Origin of the sequence: Pseudomonas sp. S5D5 (genome assembly GCF_003013355.1) — a bacterium.
Lineage (GTDB): Bacteria > Pseudomonadota > Gammaproteobacteria > Pseudomonadales > Pseudomonadaceae > Aquipseudomonas > Aquipseudomonas aylmerensis.
The window spans coordinates 119,775-135,514 of record NZ_PTEO01000001.1 but is presented as its reverse complement, the minus strand read 5'-3'; the positions used below and the strand labels follow the sequence as shown (position 1 = coordinate 135,514).

The window sequence follows — 15,740 nt, the reverse complement described above, 5'->3', positions numbered from 1 at the left end:
CAGACACAAAAAAACCGACATCACTGTCGGTTTTTTTGTGGGCGCTCATTATTTGATCACGCGCCAGGTCAAGGGGTAGCGATAGACGATCCCCTTGTTGGCCTTGATGCTGCCAATGATGGTCAGCACCACGGTGGCGATCGCCAGGGCAAACATCAGGAAAAACCCGACCACCGCGAAGGCCAGCACGATGCAGGCTATCCAGGCGATGGCCACGGTGATCTGGAAGTTCAAGGCTTCCTTGCCCTGGTCATCAATGAACGGGTCCACTTCCTTCTTCATCTGCCACAGGATCAGCGGCCCGACGACGCTGCCGAAGGGGAACACAAACCCGAGAAACGCCGCGAGATGGCACAGCATTGCCGCCTGGCGCACTTCGTAGGAAGGCGTGGGCACCAGCATCTGGTTGTCATTCATGGCGCTTCTCCTTGAGGCGGGTTCAGTCAGCCAAGGCGGCGTTCTGCAGTTCGAAGATTTCAGTCATGCCTTTCTGGGCCAGGGCGAGCATGGCGTTCAGGTCGGCCGGCTGGAATGGCGCACCTTCGGCGGTGCCCTGCACTTCGATGAAACCACCGGTGCTGGTCATGACCACGTTCAGGTCGGTCTCGGCGGCCGAGTCTTCCAGGTAGTCCAGGTCCAGCACTGGCTCGCCCTGGTACATGCCCACCGAGACAGCGGCAATCATCTGCTTGAGCGGGTCGCCGGCTTTCAGGCCGCCACGCTTCTTGATCACTTTCAGCGCATCGACCAGGGCCACCATGGCACCGGTGATGGACGCGGTACGGGTACCGCCGTCGGCCTGGATCACGTCGCAATCGACGTACAGGGTCACGTCGCCCAGCTTGGACATGTCCAGGGCGGCGCGCAGCGAACGACCGATCAGGCGCTGGATTTCCAGGGTACGCCCGCCTTGCTTGCCACGGCTGGCTTCACGCTGGTTACGCTCGCCGGTGGCGCGCGGCAGCATGCCGTATTCGGCAGTCAACCAGCCCTGGCCCTGGCCCTTGAGGAAACGTGGTACGCCATTTTCGACGCTGACGGTGCAGATCACCTTGGTATCGCCAAACTCGACCAGTACGGATCCCTCGGCGTGTTTGGTGTAGTTGCGGGTGATGCGGATCGAGCGGAGCTGATCGGCAGCGCGACCACTTGGACGTTTCATAGGGGATACCTGTACTGAGGACGAAAAACTGCCGAGCATTATAGAGCCGCGAGCCGATTCGGGGCACTTCTTAAAATTCGGTTACGAATGGGCGGTTTGTCATGCTTTGTTAACGCCAGCGTTTGGGGCCTCCCACGCCGTTGCGCTACACTCCTGCGCCTTCGCAGCCGGTCGGCTGCAACCCATCCACCAGCCCGTTATGCGGGACTGCATCGCGAGGTACCTCCATGGTGCACAGCATGACCGCCTTCGCCCGCGTCGAAAAAGCCGGCGTACAAGGCACCCTGAGCTGGGAACTGCGCTCGGTCAACAGCCGTTACCTGGAACCGCACCTGCGCCTGCCCGAATCATTTCGCGACCTCGAAGGGGCCGTGCGTGAAGCACTGCGCCAGGGCATCTCCCGCGGCAAGCTGGAATGCACCCTGCGCTTCACCGAGGAAACCACCGGCAAGCCGCTGCAGGTCGACCGCGAGCGCGCTGCGCAACTGGTTGCCGCCGCCGAAACCATCGCCAGCCTGATCAAGCAGCCGGCCGCGCTCAACCCCCTGGAAGTGCTGGCGTGGCCTGGCGTGCTGGTGGCCGACGCCACCGATCCGCAAGCCCTCAATGCCGAAGCCCTTGCCCTGTTCAACCAGGGCCTGAAGGAGCTCAAGGCTGGCCGCGAACGCGAAGGCGCCGAACTGGCCCGCCTGATCAACGAGCGCCTGACCTCGATCGAAGAAGACGTGGTGACCCTGCGCGAACTGGTGCCACAGATGCTCGCCACCCAGCGCCAGAAGGTCCTCGACCGCTTCACCGACATGAAGGCAGACCTGGACCCGGTTCGCCTGGAACAGGAAATGGTGCTGCTCGCACAAAAAAGCGACGTCGCCGAAGAGCTGGACCGCCTGAGCACCCACATCCTCGAAGTGCGCCGCGTCCTCAAGTCCGGCGGTGCCGCCGGTCGGCGCCTGGACTTCCTGATGCAGGAACTCAACCGCGAAGCCAATACACTGGGCTCCAAGGCATTCGATCCGCGCAGCACACAGGCAGCGGTCAACCTCAAGGTGTTGATCGAGCAGATGCGCGAACAAGTACAGAATATTGAGTAAGGCAACCTCCATGACCCACAGCACCGGCACCCTCTACATCATTTCCGCCCCCTCGGGCGCGGGCAAAAGCAGCCTGGTCAAGGCCCTGACCGACGCCGACGAGCAGATCCGCATTTCGGTCTCCCACACCACCCGCGCCATGCGCCCGGGCGAGGTGAACGGCGTGCACTATCACTTCGTCGAGCGCACCGAGTTCGTCAAGATGATCGAGCACGGCGACTTCCTCGAGCGCGCCGAAGTGTTCGGCAACCTCTATGGCACCTCGCAAAGCCACCTGCAGCAGACCCTGGATGAAGGCCACGACCTGATCCTGGAAATCGACTGGCAGGGCGCCGAGCAAGTGCGCCAACTGATGCCCAAGGCGCGCTCGATCTTCATCCTGCCGCCGTCGCTTGAGGCTTTGCACCAGCGCCTGACCAACCGTGGCCAGGACAGCGACGAGATCATCGAAGGCCGCATGCGTGAAGCCGTCAGCGAAATGAGCCACTACGTCGACTACGACTATCTGATCATCAACGACGATTTTGCCCACGCGCTGGATGATTTGAAGGCGATTTTCCGCACCAATCAGCTCCAGCAAAAGCGTCAACAGCAACGTTTCGGCAAATTACTCGCTGAACTGCTCGGCTGATTGGCTCTTCCCAAAACCGCTGCAAGGGCTTTACATTGGCACTTGTAGCGGTTTTGCGAGGACGCGGGAAAAATCAGCGCTTCCCTAAACGCTGGTGATTTTTTAAACTGTTTAGTCCGCTCGCCCAACCGGGCAGCGCGCATCTTGCATTCGCTCCGAGGAATACCATGGCCCGCGTAACCGTTGAAGACTGCCTAGAACACGTGGATAACCGCTTTGAGCTGGTCATGCTCTCTACCAAGCGTGCCCGTCAACTGGCCACTGGCGGCAAAGAGCCCCTGGTCCAGTGGGAAAACGACAAGCCTACCGTTGTAGCGCTGCGTGAAATCGCTGAAGGCCTGATGAGCTACGAGTTCATCGCCAACGCCGAAATCGTTGAAGACGAACCGCTGTTTGCAGCGTTCGAGGACGAGTCCAACGAGGCCGTCTAAGCCTATGCCTGGTCGACGTAGCACGGCGCAGGGTCACAGCCAACGGCAGGAGTCATTCCTATGCCGAGCATAGACGCCCTCGCCGATCGCTTATCGACCTACCTCGGCCCAGACCAGGTCAACCTGGTCCGCCGAGCGTATTTTTACGCCGAACAAGCCCACGACGGCCAACGCCGCCGCAGCGGCGAGGCGTATGTCACCCATCCTCTTGCGGTGGCAAATATTCTTGCCGACATGCACATGGACCATCAGAGCCTGATGGCCGCGATGCTGCATGACGTGATCGAAGACACCGGCATCGCCAAGGAAGCGCTCAGCGCGCAATTTGGCGAAACCGTGGCCGAACTGGTCGACGGGGTCAGCAAACTGACCCAGATGAACTTCGAGACCAAGGCCGAAGCCCAGGCGGAAAACTTCCAGAAGATGGCCATGGCCATGGCACGGGACATCCGGGTGATCCTGGTCAAGCTGGCCGACCGGCTGCACAACATGCGCACGCTGGAAGTGCTGTCCGGCGAAAAACGCCGGCGCATCGCCAAGGAAACCCTGGAAATCTACGCGCCCATCGCCAACCGGCTGGGCATGCACGCCATTCGTATCGAGTTCGAAGACCTCGGCTTCAAGGCCATGCACCCGATGCGCTCGGCGCGCATCTACCAGGCGGTCAAGCGCGCCCGGGGCAACCGCAAGGAAATCGTCAACAAGATCGAAGAGTCGCTGAGCCATTGCCTGGCGATCGACGAGATCGAGGGCGAAGTCAGCGGCCGGCAGAAACACATCTATGGCATCTACAAGAAGATGCGCGGCAAGCGCCGGGCCTTCAACGAGATCATGGATGTGTACGCGTTCCGGATCATCGTCGACAAGGTCGACACCTGCTACCGCGTGCTCGGTGCTGTACACAATTTGTACAAACCCCTGCCGGGACGCTTCAAGGACTACATCGCGATTCCCAAGGCCAACGGCTACCAGTCGCTGCATACCACGCTGTTCGGTATGCACGGAGTGCCGATCGAGATCCAGATCCGCACCCGCGAAATGGAAGAGATGGCCAACAACGGTATTGCCGCCCATTGGCTGTACAAGTCCACCGGCGACGAGCAGCCAAAGGGCACGCATGCCCGCGCCCGCCAGTGGGTCAAGGGTGTGCTGGAGATGCAGCAACGTGCTGGCAACTCCCTGGAATTCATCGAAAGCGTGAAGATCGACCTGTTCCCGGACGAGGTCTACGTGTTCACGCCAAAAGGCCGGATCATGGAGCTGCCCAAAGGCTCCACGGCTGTCGACTTTGCCTACGCGGTGCATACCGACGTGGGCAACAGCTGCATTGCCTGTCGGATCAATCGTCGTCTCGCGCCGCTGTCCGAACCGCTGCAAAGCGGCTCCACGGTCGAGATCGTCAGCGCTCCAGGCGCTCGCCCGAACCCGGCCTGGCTCAACTTCGTGGTCACCGGCAAGGCGCGTACGCATATTCGCCACGCCCTGAAACTGCAACGCCGCTCCGAATCCATCAGCCTCGGCGAACGCCTGCTGAACAAAGTGCTCAACGGTTTCGACAGCGCCCTGGACAAGATTCCTGCAGAGCGCGTGCAAGCGATGCTGCATGAGTATCGCCAGGAAACCATCGAAGACCTGCTGGAAGATATCGGCCTGGGTAACCGCATGGCCTACGTGGTCGCCCGCCGCCTGCTCGGCGAAGGCGAACAGCTACCGAGCCCGGAAGGCCCACTGGCGATTCGTGGTACCGAGGGCCTGGTGCTCAGCTACGCCAAGTGCTGTACGCCGATCCCGGGCGACCCGATTGTCGGCCACCTGTCGGCGGGCAAAGGCATGGTGGTGCACCTGGACAACTGCCGCAATATCAGCGAAATCCGCCACAACCCGGAAAAATGCATCCAGCTCTCTTGGGCCAAGGATGTCACCGGCGAATTCAATGTCGAGCTGCGGGTAGAGCTGGAGCACCAGCGTGGCCTGATCGCCCTGCTGGCCAGCAGCGTCAACGCGGCCGACGGCAATATCGAGAAAATCAGCATGGACGAGCGTGATGGTCGCATCAGCGTGGTCCAACTGGTGGTCAGCGTGCACGACCGCGTGCACCTGGCCCGCGTGATCAAGAAACTGCGCGCCTTGACCGGTGTGATCCGCATCACCCGTATGCGTGCATAACCCACCTCTTACAAGGAGTCACTCATGACCAAGACCGTTATCACCAGCGACAAGGCCCCGGCCGCCATCGGCACCTACTCCCAGGCCATCAAGGCGGGCAACACCGTCTACATGTCCGGCCAGATCCCGCTGGACCCAAAGACCATGGAACTGGTTGAAGGCTTCGAAGCACAGACTGTACAGGTCTTCGAAAACCTCAAGTCGGTGGCCGAGGCGGCTGGCGGTTCGTTCAAGGACATCGTCAAGCTGAACATCTTCCTCACCGACCTGAGCCACTTCGCCAAGGTCAACGAGATCATGGGCAAGTACTTCGAACAGCCGTACCCAGCCCGCGCCGCCATTGGCGTTGCCGCCCTGCCAAAGGGTGCGCAGGTTGAGATGGACGCGATCCTGGTCATCGAGTAAAACACCCGGCGCAGCTTCCCCAGCTGCGCCGACTTCGTTTCAGAAGGATTTCATGATGCGCAAAGCGCTTGTAGCCCTATCAACGCTGGCCCTGTTGCTCGGCGGCTGCGCCAGCAACCCTGCCGATGTGGATGTGAGCGGTACCTGGATCAACCAGGCCGCCATCGACGCGGCGTCCAAGGGCGGCCCTTTGCGTGAAGCGCTGCAAAGCTACGGCCCGAACCTTGAGTGGGAAATCAACACCAAGGCTTCGCAGGCGCGCTACTACAACGGTTTCGAAGTCGCCGAGGGCAAGTTGCTCGGCGAAAAATCCGGTGCCTGGAGCGTGGATTTCTACGGCAGCTCCGCGACCGAACTCAAGCGCAAAGGCAAGCAATTGCTGCAGGTGGCCAACGATAACGAGCCCGAGCAACTGTTCGCCCGCGCCAAAGACCCGGCCCCGGAGGGGGCGCCCCTGGGCGCCAACTTCGAGCGGGCACTGTACGCGGCCTACATGGGCGGCGACTGGAAGATCACGGACGGCTTCGGCAACGGCGCCATCGTGCAGTTCCAGGCCAACGGCAAGGTCGCGGGCCTGCCCAATGTGGATCAGTACTCACTGTGCCTGGCGGGCGATTGCGCCTCCATGAGCGGCGGCTACGACAGTATCTGGCTGCAGCTCAACGGCCAGGGCAACCCGTGGATCTTCGTGCGCAAGGGCAAGCAGCTGGAAATCTTCCAGGCCATCAACACTGCCCAGACAGACGAAGTGCCCTCGTTCACCCCAGGCCCTCGGCAGTGGTTGCTGGAAAAGCAATAAGCGGCCGAGCGCTGAACTGAATCTAGGAGCGGGACTTGCTCGCGAAAGCGGTGCATCAGAAACATATTCAGTGACTGATACTGCGCATTCGCGAGCAAGCCCGCTCCCACATTTTCACCGCGTTTCAATCCTCGAGGAGCGCCGCGCGGCCTTCTCGGTAAGTCGGGTAAATTGGATTCCAGCCCAGCGCATTGGCTGGAGCGCTGCGACCTCAATGTGGGAGCTGGCTTGCCTGCGATAGCGGTTTACCAGTCACCCTATTTGCTGGATGTGCCACCGTCATCGCAAGCAAGCCCCACATTCTCTGGCCGTGCTCAGCCTTTGAGAATCGACGCGTAGCCTTCTCGGTAAGTTGGATAAGTCGGCTTCCAGATCAGCGCATTGGCTCGGGCGCTGCGACCTCAATGTGGGAGCTGGCTTGCCTGCGATAGCGGTTTACCAGTCACCCTATTTGCTGGATGTGCCACCGTCATCGCAGGCAAGCCAGCTCCCACATTCTCTGGCCGTGTTTCAGCCTTTGAGAATCGACGCGTAGCCTTCTCGATAGGTTGGGTACGTAGGCTTCCAGCCCAGCGCCTTGGCGCGGGCATTGCTGCACTGCTTGCTGCCGGCACGACGCACACTGGCGTCGGCGGCCCACTCGGTCACGCCCAGGTATTCACGCAACCAGCCCACCACTTCCGCCAATGGCGCAGGCGCGTCGTCGACGCCGATGTAGACCTTGTCCAGCGAACCGCCCTGCTCCACGTGCCGCAGCAAAAAAGCCAACAGGCCCGCGGCATCGTCCGCGTGAATCCGGTTGCCATATAAAGGCGGGTCGATCGCCACGCGGTAACCCTGCCGGACCTGGCTCAACAGCCACTCACGGCCCGGGCCGTAGATGCCGGTCAGGCGCACGATGCTGGCGGGGATACCGCTGTTGAGCGCGACTTGCTCGGCCTCCAACATCACCTGGCCGGAATAGCCCTTCGCCTGGGTCTCGGATGTTTCGTCGACCCACTCGCCGTTCTGCTGCCCGTAGACGCTGCTGCTGGATACAAACAGCAGGTGTTTCGGCGCCTGGCCGTAGTCGCCCAGCCACTCCAGCACGTGCTGCAAACCTTGTACGTAGGCTGCGCGATAGCCGGCCTCATCGTGATCCGTCGCGGCGGCGCAATACACCAGGTAATCCACCCCGCCGATCGGCCAGGTGTCAGGGCAATCCTTTTTGAACAGGTCGCCGGCGATGCCGATCACCCCGTCGGGCAGGCGTGAAATATCACGTCGCAGGCCATAAACCTCCCATTCCGAGGCAAGCAATTGGCTAGCCAGCCGACTACCCACATCGCCACAACCGGCAATCACAACAGAAGGCGCAGACATCAGAAAACTCCGTACAGAAAGGTCTAGGTTAGCCTTCACACATGACAGGCGGCCACAAAAAGGACAAATAAAGTAACTGTATTACTTCTGTTAACAAGAATTACTTGCAATAATAACCGCCCATTTGTCCTCGGCCCCCAGGCCTGGAAGGACGCTCAACTCATTTTCTTTACTCAGGTCCGGCCAGCATGACACGTAATACAAACCCCGCTTCGCCAACCAAGCTTCACAGCCCATCCCGCGCCTGGCGCGCGATTGCTGCGCTGCTGTTCAGCGTACTGCTGGCACCGACCGCCGCATTCGCTGACGCCACCGCACCCGCCACGACCCCGGCAGCCGAGCACAGCACGGCTGCTCCAGCCGCTGCGCCAGCCGCCACCGACCCGGCCCAGGCTGCAGACCCAGCCGCTCCCGCTGACGATACCGGTGTGGTCCTGGAAGAAGACAACACCCTGGGCATGGCCCACGACCTGTCGCCGTGGGGCATGTACCAGAACGCTGACGTGGTGGTGAAAGCCGTGATGATCGGCCTGGCCATCGCCTCGATCATCACCTGGACCATCTGGATCGCCAAGGGCTTCGAGCTGCTGGGCGCCAAGCGTCGCCTGCGCACCGAGATCGTCCACCTGAAAAAAGCCACCACCCTCAAGGAAGCCAGCGAGACGGCAACCAAGAAGGGCACCCTGGCCAACACCCTGGTGCACGACGCGCTGGAAGAAATGCGCCTGTCGGCCAACACCCGCGAAAAAGAAGGTATCAAGGAACGCGTGGCCTTCCGCCTGGAGCGCCTGGTAGCCGCCTGCGGTCGTAACATGAGCAGCGGCACCGGCGTGCTGGCGACCATCGGTTCCACCGCGCCTTTCGTCGGCCTGTTCGGTACCGTATGGGGCATCATGAACAGCTTCATCGGCATCGCCAAAACCCAGACCACCAACCTGGCCGTCGTTGCCCCGGGCATCGCCGAAGCCCTGCTGGCAACCGCCCTGGGCCTGGTTGCGGCAATTCCTGCGGTGGTGATCTACAACGTCTTCGCCCGTTCGATCGCCGGCTACAAGGCCCAGGTGTCGGACGCGTCGGCAGAAGTCCTGCTGCTGGTCAGCCGCGACCTCGATCACCTGCCTACCGAGCGCAGCTCGCAACCGCACATGGTGAAAGTGGGGTAATCGGCCATGGGCCTGCATTTGAATCAAGGCGACGACGAACTCGTCGAGAACCACGAAATCAACGTCACGCCATTTATCGACGTGATGCTGGTGCTGCTGATCATCTTCATGGTGGCGGCACCGCTGGCGACCGTGGACATCAAGGTTGACCTGCCCGCCTCCAGCGCCAAGCCGGCGCCGCGGCCAGAGAAACCGATCTTCCTCAGCGTCAAGGCGGACCAACGCCTGTTCCTGGGCGAAGAAGAAGTCAAGGCTGAAACCCTGGGGCCGGTGCTCGACGCCAAGACCCAAGGCAAGAAAGACACGACGATCTTCTTCCAGGCTGACAAGGGCGTGGACTACGGCGACCTGATGAGCGTGATGGATGCCCTGCGGGCAGCCGGCTACCTCAAGGTGGGCCTGGTCGGACTCGAGACGGCAGCCAAAAAATGATCACGACGCGCCACAAACTGACGCGTTATGGCACCAGCCTCGCCGTCGTGCTGGGCGTGCATGCCGTCGCGATTGCCATCGCGCTCCACTGGTCGGCGCCGCATACGGTGCAGCTGCCACCGGCCGCCATGGTCATCGACCTGGCACCGATGCCTGCACCGCCGCCGCCGGCTCCGCCCAAAGTCGTAACGCCGCCGCAACCACCGGCGCCGGTGGAAGAGCTGCCGCTGCCGAAACTGGCCGAGGCACCCAAGCCGACGATCCAGGTGCCCAAGCCGGTCAAGCCCAAGCCCAAGCCACAACCGCCCAAGCCGGTGGAGAAAAAGCCCGAGCCGCCCAAGGAGAAACCGTCCGAAGAGCCGCCGAGCGACGCGCCGCCGACCAACGCGCCGGCTGAGAAATCGGCCCAGCCGGTTCCAGGCCCGTCGCCGCAGCAAGTCGCGGCCAAGGCGTCCTGGGAAGGCACCCTGCTGGCTCACTTGCAGAAGTACAAGAAGTACCCGCCAGGTGCCCAGGCGCGTGGCAAGGAAGGCCTGAACCGCTTGCGCTTTGTGGTCGACGCCGACGGCAATGTGCTGTCCTACGAGTTGGTGGGCCGCTCCGGCAACGCCGACCTGGACCGCGCCACCCTGGACATGATCCGTCGTGCCCAGCCGCTGCCCAAGCCTCCGGCCGACATGCTCAAGGGCGGCAGCATCGAGATCGTTGCACCGTTCGTGTACAACATCGAGAAACGCCGCCGCTAAGGATTGCGGGAGTCAACTTGTGGGGGCGCTGGCTTGCCTGCGATAGCATCACCTCGGTGCAACGGATAGACCGAGGTGTGTGCATCGCAGGCAAGCCCAGATTGTTTTTATCGCTTCAGCAAAATCCGCCACACTCCCCGCTCAATCCCCACCAAAGTTCTGATAACGTGCGTCTATCGATTGCAGCCGGTATGCTTGGCTCGCAACCTCATGGACGCCCGCTATGACTCTTACAGAATTACGCTACATCGTTACCCTCGCCCAAGAGCAGCACTTTGGCCATGCGGCCGAGCGTTGCCACGTCAGCCAGCCGACGCTGTCGGTGGGCGTGAAAAAGCTTGAAGACGAACTCGGTGTGCTGATTTTTGAGCGCAGCAAGAGCGCCGTGCGCCTCACCCCGGTGGGCGAAGGTATCGTGGCCCAGGCCCAGAAGGTGCTGGAGCAAGCGCAAAGCATTCGCGAACTGGCCCAGGCCGGCAAGAACCAGCTGACCGCACCGCTGAAAGTCGGCGCCATCTACACGGTCGGCCCGTACCTGTTCCCGCACCTGATCCCGCAACTGCATCGCGTCGCGCCGCAGATGCCGCTGTATATCGAAGAAAACTTCACCCACATCCTGCGCGACAAGCTGCGCAACGGTGAACTGGACGCGATCATCATCGCCCTGCCGTTCAATGAAGCGGATGTGTTGACCCTGCCGCTCTACGACGAGCCGTTCTACGTGCTGATGCCGGCCTCCCACCCGTGGACGAAAAAAGACACCATCGACGCCGGCCTGCTCAACGACAAGAGCCTGCTGCTGCTCGGCGAAGGTCACTGCTTCCGCGACCAGGTCCTGGAAGCCTGCCCGACCCTGACCAAAGGCAACGACGGCGCCAAGCACACCACTGTGGAATCCAGCTCCCTGGAAACCATCCGCCACATGGTGGCCTCCGGCCTGGGCATTTCGATCCTGCCGCTGTCGGCGGTGGACAGCCATCACTACGCCCCCGGCGTGATCGAAGTACGCCCACTGACGCCACCGGTGCCGTTTCGTACCGTGGCGATCGCCTGGCGCGCGAGCTTCCCACGGCCCAAGGCCATTGAGATCCTCGCGGACTCGATCCGCCTGTGCTCGGTGGCCAAGCCGCCTGCTGCGAGCTGATTAACGGTATGACTGAGCTGTCGCAGGTGTCGGTGACGGCACTCAAGGGTGTCGGTGAGGCCATGGCTGAAAAGCTGGCCAAGGTCGGCCTGGAAAACCTCCAGGACGTGCTGTTCCACCTGCCCCTGCGTTACCAGGATCGTACCCGCGTGGTGCCGATTGGCCATTTGCGCCCTGGGCAGGACGCGGTAGTCGAAGGCACCGTCAGCGGCGCCGACGTGGTGATGGGCAAGCGCCGCAGTCTGGTCGTGCGCCTTCAGGACGGCACCGGCGGCTTGAGCCTGCGCTTCTACCATTTCAGCAACGCCCAGAAAGAAGGTCTCAAGCGCGGGACCCGCGTGCGCTGCTACGGTGAAGCTCGCCCCGGCGCGTCCGGCCTGGAGATCTACCACCCGGAATACCGCGCCATCACCGGCGACGAGCCGCCGCCGGTGGACACCACGCTCACCCCGATCTACCCGCTGACCGAAGGCCTGACCCAACAGCGCCTGCGCCAGCTGTGCATGCAAACCCTGACCCTGCTCGGCCCCAAGAGCCTGCCCGACTGGCTGCCCCTGGAGCTGGCTCGCGACTACCAACTGGCGCCACTGGACGATGCGATTCGCTACCTGCATCACCCGCCGGCCGACGCCGACGTCGACGAATTGGCCCTCGGTCATCATTGGGCCCAGCACCGCCTGGCCTTCGAAGAATTGCTGACACACCAACTGTCCCAGCAGCGCCTGCGCGAAAGCATGCGTTCGTTGCGCGCGCCGGCCATGCCCAAGGCCACGCGCCTGCCTGCGCAATACCTGGCCAACCTCGGTTTTGCCCCGACCGGTGCCCAGCAGCGCGTCGGCAATGAAATCGCCTACGACCTGAGCCAGAAAGAACCCATGCTGCGCCTGATCCAGGGCGACGTGGGCGCAGGCAAGACCGTGGTCGCGGCCCTCGCGGCCCTGCAAGCCCTGGAGGCCGGCTACCAAGTGGCGCTGATGGCGCCCACCGAGATTCTCGCCGAACAGCACTTCATCACGTTCAAGCGCTGGCTCGAACCGCTGGGCCTGGAAGTGGCCTGGCTGGCTGGCAAGCTCAAGGGCAAGAACCGCGCAGCAGCGCTGGAGCAAATCGCCGGCGGCGCGCCCATGGTGGTGGGCACGCACGCGCTGTTCCAGGACGAAGTGCGATTCAAGAACCTGGCCTTGGTGATCATCGACGAACAGCACCGCTTCGGCGTGCAACAACGCCTGGCGCTGCGCCAGAAAGGCGTGGGCGGACGCATGAGCCCGCACCAGTTGATCATGACCGCCACCCCGATCCCGCGCACCCTGGCCATGAGCGCTTACGCCGACCTCGACACGTCGATCCTCGACGAACTGCCCCCCGGTCGTACCCCGGTCAACACCGTGCTGGTCACCGACACCCGCCGCGTCGAAGTCATCGAGCGCGTGCGTGGAGCCTGCGCCGAGGGCCGCCAGGCCTATTGGGTGTGCACGCTGATCGAGGAGTCCGAGGAGCTGACCTGCCAGGCCGCCGAAACCACCTATGAAGACCTCACCAGCGCCTTGGGCGAACTCAAGGTCGGGCTGATCCACGGCCGCATGAAACCCGCAGAAAAGGCCGCGGTGATGGCCGAGTTCAAGGCTGGCAACCTGCAACTGTTGGTCGCCACGACCGTCATTGAAGTCGGCGTGGACGTGCCCAATGCCAGCCTGATGATCATCGAAAACCCAGAACGCCTGGGCCTGGCGCAGCTGCACCAATTGCGCGGCCGCGTCGGCCGGGGCAGCGCGGCCAGCCACTGCGTGCTGCTCTACCACCCACCGCTGTCGCAGATCGGCCGCCAGCGCCTGGGCATCATGCGTGAAACCAACGACGGCTTTGTCATCGCCGAGAAGGACCTCGAACTGCGCGGCCCCGGCGAAATGCTCGGCACGCGCCAGACCGGCCTGCTGCAATTCAAGGTCGCCGACCTGATGCGCGACGCCGACCTGCTGCCCGCCGTACGCGATGCCGCGCAGGCGCTGCTCGAGCGCTGGCCGGACCACGTCAGCCCGCTGCTGGATCGCTGGTTGCGCCACGGCCAACAATACGGCCAGGTCTGACCCTCCCCGCCGGCGATAGCGCCAGAACGCCCGGCCCCTTCGCTAACCGCGTCACAAACCGCAGTTAGTCGACCAACATATGTATCAAGCTGGTTATACTTCGGTGACTGTAGGAAATTGGATCAGGCCATGTCAGAAGTTGCCCTCGCCACAGCCCCGCTGACCGCCCCGCCGGTCATTCGGGCTCTGCTCGCTAAGCTCGCCGTCAGCTACACGGAAGTTGCCGACCAACCGGGCCTGAATCCTGCGCGAAAGGTCCAGGCCGTGCTGCTGGAAGATGCGGTGGGCGCACTGATGGTGCTGTTCCCGCAGAACCAGTTGCTCGATCTCAACCGCCTCGCCGAACTCACCGGGCGCCGCCTCACCGCCGTGTCGCCGGACCGCGTTGAACGCATGCTGGGCAAGCATGACCTGAGCCTGCTGCCGGGCCTGCCGCCACTCACCAGTTCGCCGTGCCTGTATGAAGGCAGCCTGCTCGACGAGCCGAGCCTGCTGGTGCATTCGGGCGAAGCCGGGCTGCTGCTGGAAATCACCAGCGACGCATTCAAGACGATGCTCACCAAGGCCAGCGCCGGCCACTTCGGCGAGCCGCTGAGTAATATTCGCCCCAACCTCGATCGCCCCAATGATGACCGCGAGGAAATCACCCAGGCGATGCAGGCGTTCACTGCCCGCCGGATCCAGCAGCGCCTGGAAGCGACCATCGAGATTCCACCGCTGGCCGATACCGCGCAGAAAATCATCAAGCTGCGGGTCGACCCCAACGCCACCATCGACGACATCACCGGTGTAGTGGAAACCGACCCGGCCTTGGCCGCGCAGGTAGTGAGCTGGGCCGCATCGCCGTACTACGCGTCGCCGGGCAAGATCCGTTCGGTGGAAGACGCCATCGTGCGCGTGCTGGGCTTTGACCTGGTGATCAACCTCGCGCTGGGCCTGGCCCTGGGCAAGACCCTGAGCCTGCCCAAGGACCACCCGCATCAGTCGACGCCGTACTGGCACCAGTCGATCTACACCGCCGCCGTGATCGAAGGCCTGACCCGCGCCATGCCGCGCGCCCAGCGCCCGGAAGCGGGCCTGACCTACCTGGCCGGCTTGCTGCACAACTTCGGCTACCTGTTGCTGGCCCACGTGTTCCCGCCGCACTTTTCGCTGATCTGCCGGCACCTGGAGGTCAACCCGCACCTGTGCCACAGCTATGTCGAACAGCACTTGCTGGGCATCAGCCGCGAGCAGATCGGCGCCTGGTTGATGCGCTACTGGGACATGCCGGACGAACTGTCCACCGCCCTGCGCTTCCAGCACGACCCGACCTACGACGGCCAATACGCCGAGTACCCGAACCTGGTGTGCCTGGCCGTGCGCCTGCTGCGCAGCCGTGGGATCGGCTCCGGGCCGGACGAGGCGATTCCGGACGCGCTGCTTGAGCGCCTGGGACTGACGCGCGACAAGGCTGAAGAAGTTGTAGGCAAGGTACTGGATGCCGAGGTGCTGTTGCGTGAGCTGGCTTCGCAGTTCAGCCAGGCCTAACCCTCAAGTGCAATTGTGGCGAGCGGGCTTGTCCCGCGTCGGGCCGCGAAGCGGGCCTAAAACCTGACGTCCCACGCTTGATGAAATGACGCGGTGGCCTGAACAGGGGGCTGCTGCGCAGCCCAACGCGGGGCAAGCCCGCTCGCCACAAAAAGGATCGCCTGCGAAAAAGGTGGCTTCAGGTTTTCTTCTTTTTCTTCGGCTTCAAATACTTGGTCAGCCCCTGGAACCAGATCACCAGCGCCGGGTTGCCCTTGATCTGGATCGACTTGTCCTGAATCCCCGTCATGAACGCCAGTTGCTTGTTCTTCGCCTGCATCGTGGCGAAGCCATAGGCGGCATCCTTGAACGCGATGGCAAACGCCGGCGTCGGGTGAACACCCGAGTGGCTGGTAATGCGCTGGTCTTTGACGATGAAGTGACGGGCAACCTTGCCGTCCAGTGTCTGCAACTGGAACGCCAGGTCTTTGTCACCCAGCTGTTGCTGGAAGGCAGGATTGGTGCGGCTGGCTTTGCCCATCAGCAGGCCCAGCACCCACAGCAGAAGACGAAATTTCATGCACACGGCCTCGGTGTAATTATTGAGTGGCCGCA

Annotated in this window: 16 protein-coding genes; 12 read left to right on the top strand and 4 right to left on the bottom strand. The window is 62.6% G+C overall.

Annotated features, from left to right (window positions below):
- Positions 1 to 48: 48 nt before the first annotated feature.
- Together C9990_RS00585 and rph are read right to left on the bottom strand one after the other, a co-directional pair.
- On the bottom strand, positions 49 to 417 hold the full coding sequence (locus tag C9990_RS00585; protein WP_106802289.1) for a DUF4870 domain-containing protein: 369 nt from the start codon (positions 415 to 417) through the stop codon (positions 49 to 51).
- Between the two features lie 22 nt (positions 418 to 439).
- Positions 440 to 1,162, bottom strand: a complete 723-nt coding sequence (gene rph, locus C9990_RS00580) for a ribonuclease PH (protein WP_010207511.1) — start codon at positions 1,160 to 1,162, stop codon at positions 440 to 442.
- A 227-nt stretch (positions 1,163 to 1,389) separates the two neighbouring features.
- Between rph and C9990_RS00575 the strand changes: the two genes are divergently transcribed.
- The 6 genes from C9990_RS00575 to C9990_RS00550 all read left to right on the top strand — a co-directional run bounded on the left by C9990_RS00575 (position 1,390) and on the right by C9990_RS00550 (position 6,685).
- Positions 1,390 to 2,253 carry a YicC/YloC family endoribonuclease gene (locus C9990_RS00575; protein WP_065902491.1) on the top strand — a complete coding sequence of 288 codons (864 nt, stop codon included), beginning with the start codon at positions 1,390 to 1,392 and terminating at the stop codon, positions 2,251 to 2,253.
- Between the two features lie 10 nt (positions 2,254 to 2,263).
- Positions 2,264 to 2,884, top strand: coding sequence for a guanylate kinase (gmk, locus tag C9990_RS00570; protein ID WP_010168203.1), 621 nt, complete (start codon positions 2,264 to 2,266; stop codon positions 2,882 to 2,884).
- 167 nt (positions 2,885 to 3,051) lie between these two features.
- A complete protein-coding gene (gene rpoZ / locus C9990_RS00565) occupies positions 3,052 to 3,315 on the top strand; it encodes a DNA-directed RNA polymerase subunit omega (RefSeq protein ID WP_003176920.1) in 264 nt (87 codons plus the stop codon).
- Between the two features lie 60 nt (positions 3,316 to 3,375).
- Positions 3,376 to 5,481, top strand: coding sequence for a bifunctional GTP diphosphokinase/guanosine-3',5'-bis pyrophosphate 3'-pyrophosphohydrolase (spoT, locus tag C9990_RS00560; RefSeq protein WP_065902493.1), 2,106 nt, complete (start codon positions 3,376 to 3,378; stop codon positions 5,479 to 5,481).
- A gap of 24 nt (positions 5,482 to 5,505) precedes the next feature.
- On the top strand, positions 5,506 to 5,886 hold the full coding sequence (locus C9990_RS00555) for a RidA family protein (protein WP_003176922.1): 381 nt from the start codon (positions 5,506 to 5,508) through the stop codon (positions 5,884 to 5,886).
- Positions 5,887 to 5,941: 55 nt separating this feature from the next.
- The gene (locus C9990_RS00550; protein WP_065902495.1) at positions 5,942 to 6,685 is read left to right on the top strand and encodes a hypothetical protein; all 744 of its coding nucleotides are present in this window, start codon (positions 5,942 to 5,944) and stop codon (positions 6,683 to 6,685) included.
- A 510-nt stretch (positions 6,686 to 7,195) separates the two neighbouring features.
- Here C9990_RS00550 and C9990_RS00545 read toward each other — a convergent pair.
- Positions 7,196 to 8,047 (bottom strand): SDR family oxidoreductase, encoded by an 852-nt coding sequence (locus C9990_RS00545; RefSeq protein WP_106802288.1) that lies wholly within the window; start codon positions 8,045 to 8,047, stop codon positions 7,196 to 7,198.
- Between the two features lie 188 nt (positions 8,048 to 8,235).
- Between C9990_RS00545 and exbB the strand changes: the two genes are divergently transcribed.
- The 6 genes from exbB (at position 8,236) to C9990_RS00515 (ending at position 15,146) form a co-directional block, all read left to right on the top strand.
- On the top strand, positions 8,236 to 9,210 hold the full coding sequence (exbB, locus tag C9990_RS00540) for a tonB-system energizer ExbB (protein ID WP_106802287.1): 975 nt from the start codon (positions 8,236 to 8,238) through the stop codon (positions 9,208 to 9,210).
- Positions 9,211 to 9,216: 6 nt separating this feature from the next.
- Positions 9,217 to 9,642 carry a TonB system transport protein ExbD gene (gene exbD / locus C9990_RS00535; protein ID WP_003195519.1) on the top strand — a complete coding sequence of 142 codons (426 nt, stop codon included), beginning with the start codon at positions 9,217 to 9,219 and terminating at the stop codon, positions 9,640 to 9,642.
- A complete protein-coding gene (locus C9990_RS00530) occupies positions 9,639 to 10,388 on the top strand; it encodes a TonB family protein (protein ID WP_065902499.1) in 750 nt (249 codons plus the stop codon). The genes exbD and C9990_RS00530 overlap by 4 nt, the downstream gene beginning before the upstream one ends.
- 223 nt (positions 10,389 to 10,611) lie before the next feature.
- Complete coding sequence (locus C9990_RS00525; protein WP_065902501.1) at positions 10,612 to 11,532, top strand: hydrogen peroxide-inducible genes activator; 921 nt, start codon at positions 10,612 to 10,614, stop codon at positions 11,530 to 11,532.
- Positions 11,533 to 11,540: 8 nt separating this feature from the next.
- Complete coding sequence (recG, locus tag C9990_RS00520; protein ID WP_106805596.1) at positions 11,541 to 13,616, top strand: ATP-dependent DNA helicase RecG; 2,076 nt, start codon at positions 11,541 to 11,543, stop codon at positions 13,614 to 13,616.
- Between the two features lie 129 nt (positions 13,617 to 13,745).
- Complete coding sequence (locus tag C9990_RS00515; protein ID WP_065902502.1) at positions 13,746 to 15,146, top strand: aminoacyl-tRNA deacylase and HDOD domain-containing protein; 1,401 nt, start codon at positions 13,746 to 13,748, stop codon at positions 15,144 to 15,146.
- Between the two features lie 178 nt (positions 15,147 to 15,324).
- On the opposite strand, the gene C9990_RS00510 is transcribed toward C9990_RS00515, so the two are convergent.
- Positions 15,325 to 15,705: a helicase gene (locus C9990_RS00510; protein ID WP_065902893.1), complete on the bottom strand. Its 381-nt coding sequence runs from the start codon at positions 15,703 to 15,705 to the stop codon at positions 15,325 to 15,327.
- Positions 15,706 to 15,740: the final 35 nt, after the last annotated feature.

Excerpts from the sequence above, each read along its gene's own strand:
- exbB (WP_106802287.1), top strand. The coding sequence starts at position 8,236 with ATGACACGTAATACAAACCCCGCTTCGCCAACCAAGCTTCACAGCCCA.
- C9990_RS00515 (WP_065902502.1), top strand. The coding sequence starts at position 13,746 with ATGTCAGAAGTTGCCCTCGCCACAGCCCCGCTGACCGCCCCGCCGGTC.
- C9990_RS00585 (WP_106802289.1), bottom strand. The coding sequence starts at position 417 with ATGAATGACAACCAGATGCTGGTGCCCACGCCTTCCTACGAAGTGCGC.
- C9990_RS00530 (WP_065902499.1), top strand. The coding sequence starts at position 9,639 with ATGATCACGACGCGCCACAAACTGACGCGTTATGGCACCAGCCTCGCC.
- C9990_RS00525 (WP_065902501.1), top strand. The coding sequence starts at position 10,612 with ATGACTCTTACAGAATTACGCTACATCGTTACCCTCGCCCAAGAGCAG.
- C9990_RS00555 (WP_003176922.1), top strand. The coding sequence starts at position 5,506 with ATGACCAAGACCGTTATCACCAGCGACAAGGCCCCGGCCGCCATCGGC.
- C9990_RS00550 (WP_065902495.1), top strand. The coding sequence starts at position 5,942 with ATGCGCAAAGCGCTTGTAGCCCTATCAACGCTGGCCCTGTTGCTCGGC.
- exbD (WP_003195519.1), top strand. The coding sequence starts at position 9,217 with ATGGGCCTGCATTTGAATCAAGGCGACGACGAACTCGTCGAGAACCAC.
- C9990_RS00575 (WP_065902491.1), top strand. The coding sequence starts at position 1,390 with ATGGTGCACAGCATGACCGCCTTCGCCCGCGTCGAAAAAGCCGGCGTA.
- rpoZ (WP_003176920.1), top strand. The coding sequence starts at position 3,052 with ATGGCCCGCGTAACCGTTGAAGACTGCCTAGAACACGTGGATAACCGC.
- C9990_RS00510 (WP_065902893.1), bottom strand. The coding sequence starts at position 15,705 with ATGAAATTTCGTCTTCTGCTGTGGGTGCTGGGCCTGCTGATGGGCAAA.
- C9990_RS00545 (WP_106802288.1), bottom strand. The coding sequence starts at position 8,047 with ATGTCTGCGCCTTCTGTTGTGATTGCCGGTTGTGGCGATGTGGGTAGT.
- spoT (WP_065902493.1), top strand. The coding sequence starts at position 3,376 with ATGCCGAGCATAGACGCCCTCGCCGATCGCTTATCGACCTACCTCGGC.
- gmk (WP_010168203.1), top strand. The coding sequence starts at position 2,264 with ATGACCCACAGCACCGGCACCCTCTACATCATTTCCGCCCCCTCGGGC.
- rph (WP_010207511.1), bottom strand. The coding sequence starts at position 1,162 with ATGAAACGTCCAAGTGGTCGCGCTGCCGATCAGCTCCGCTCGATCCGC.
- recG (WP_106805596.1), top strand. The coding sequence starts at position 11,541 with ATGACTGAGCTGTCGCAGGTGTCGGTGACGGCACTCAAGGGTGTCGGT.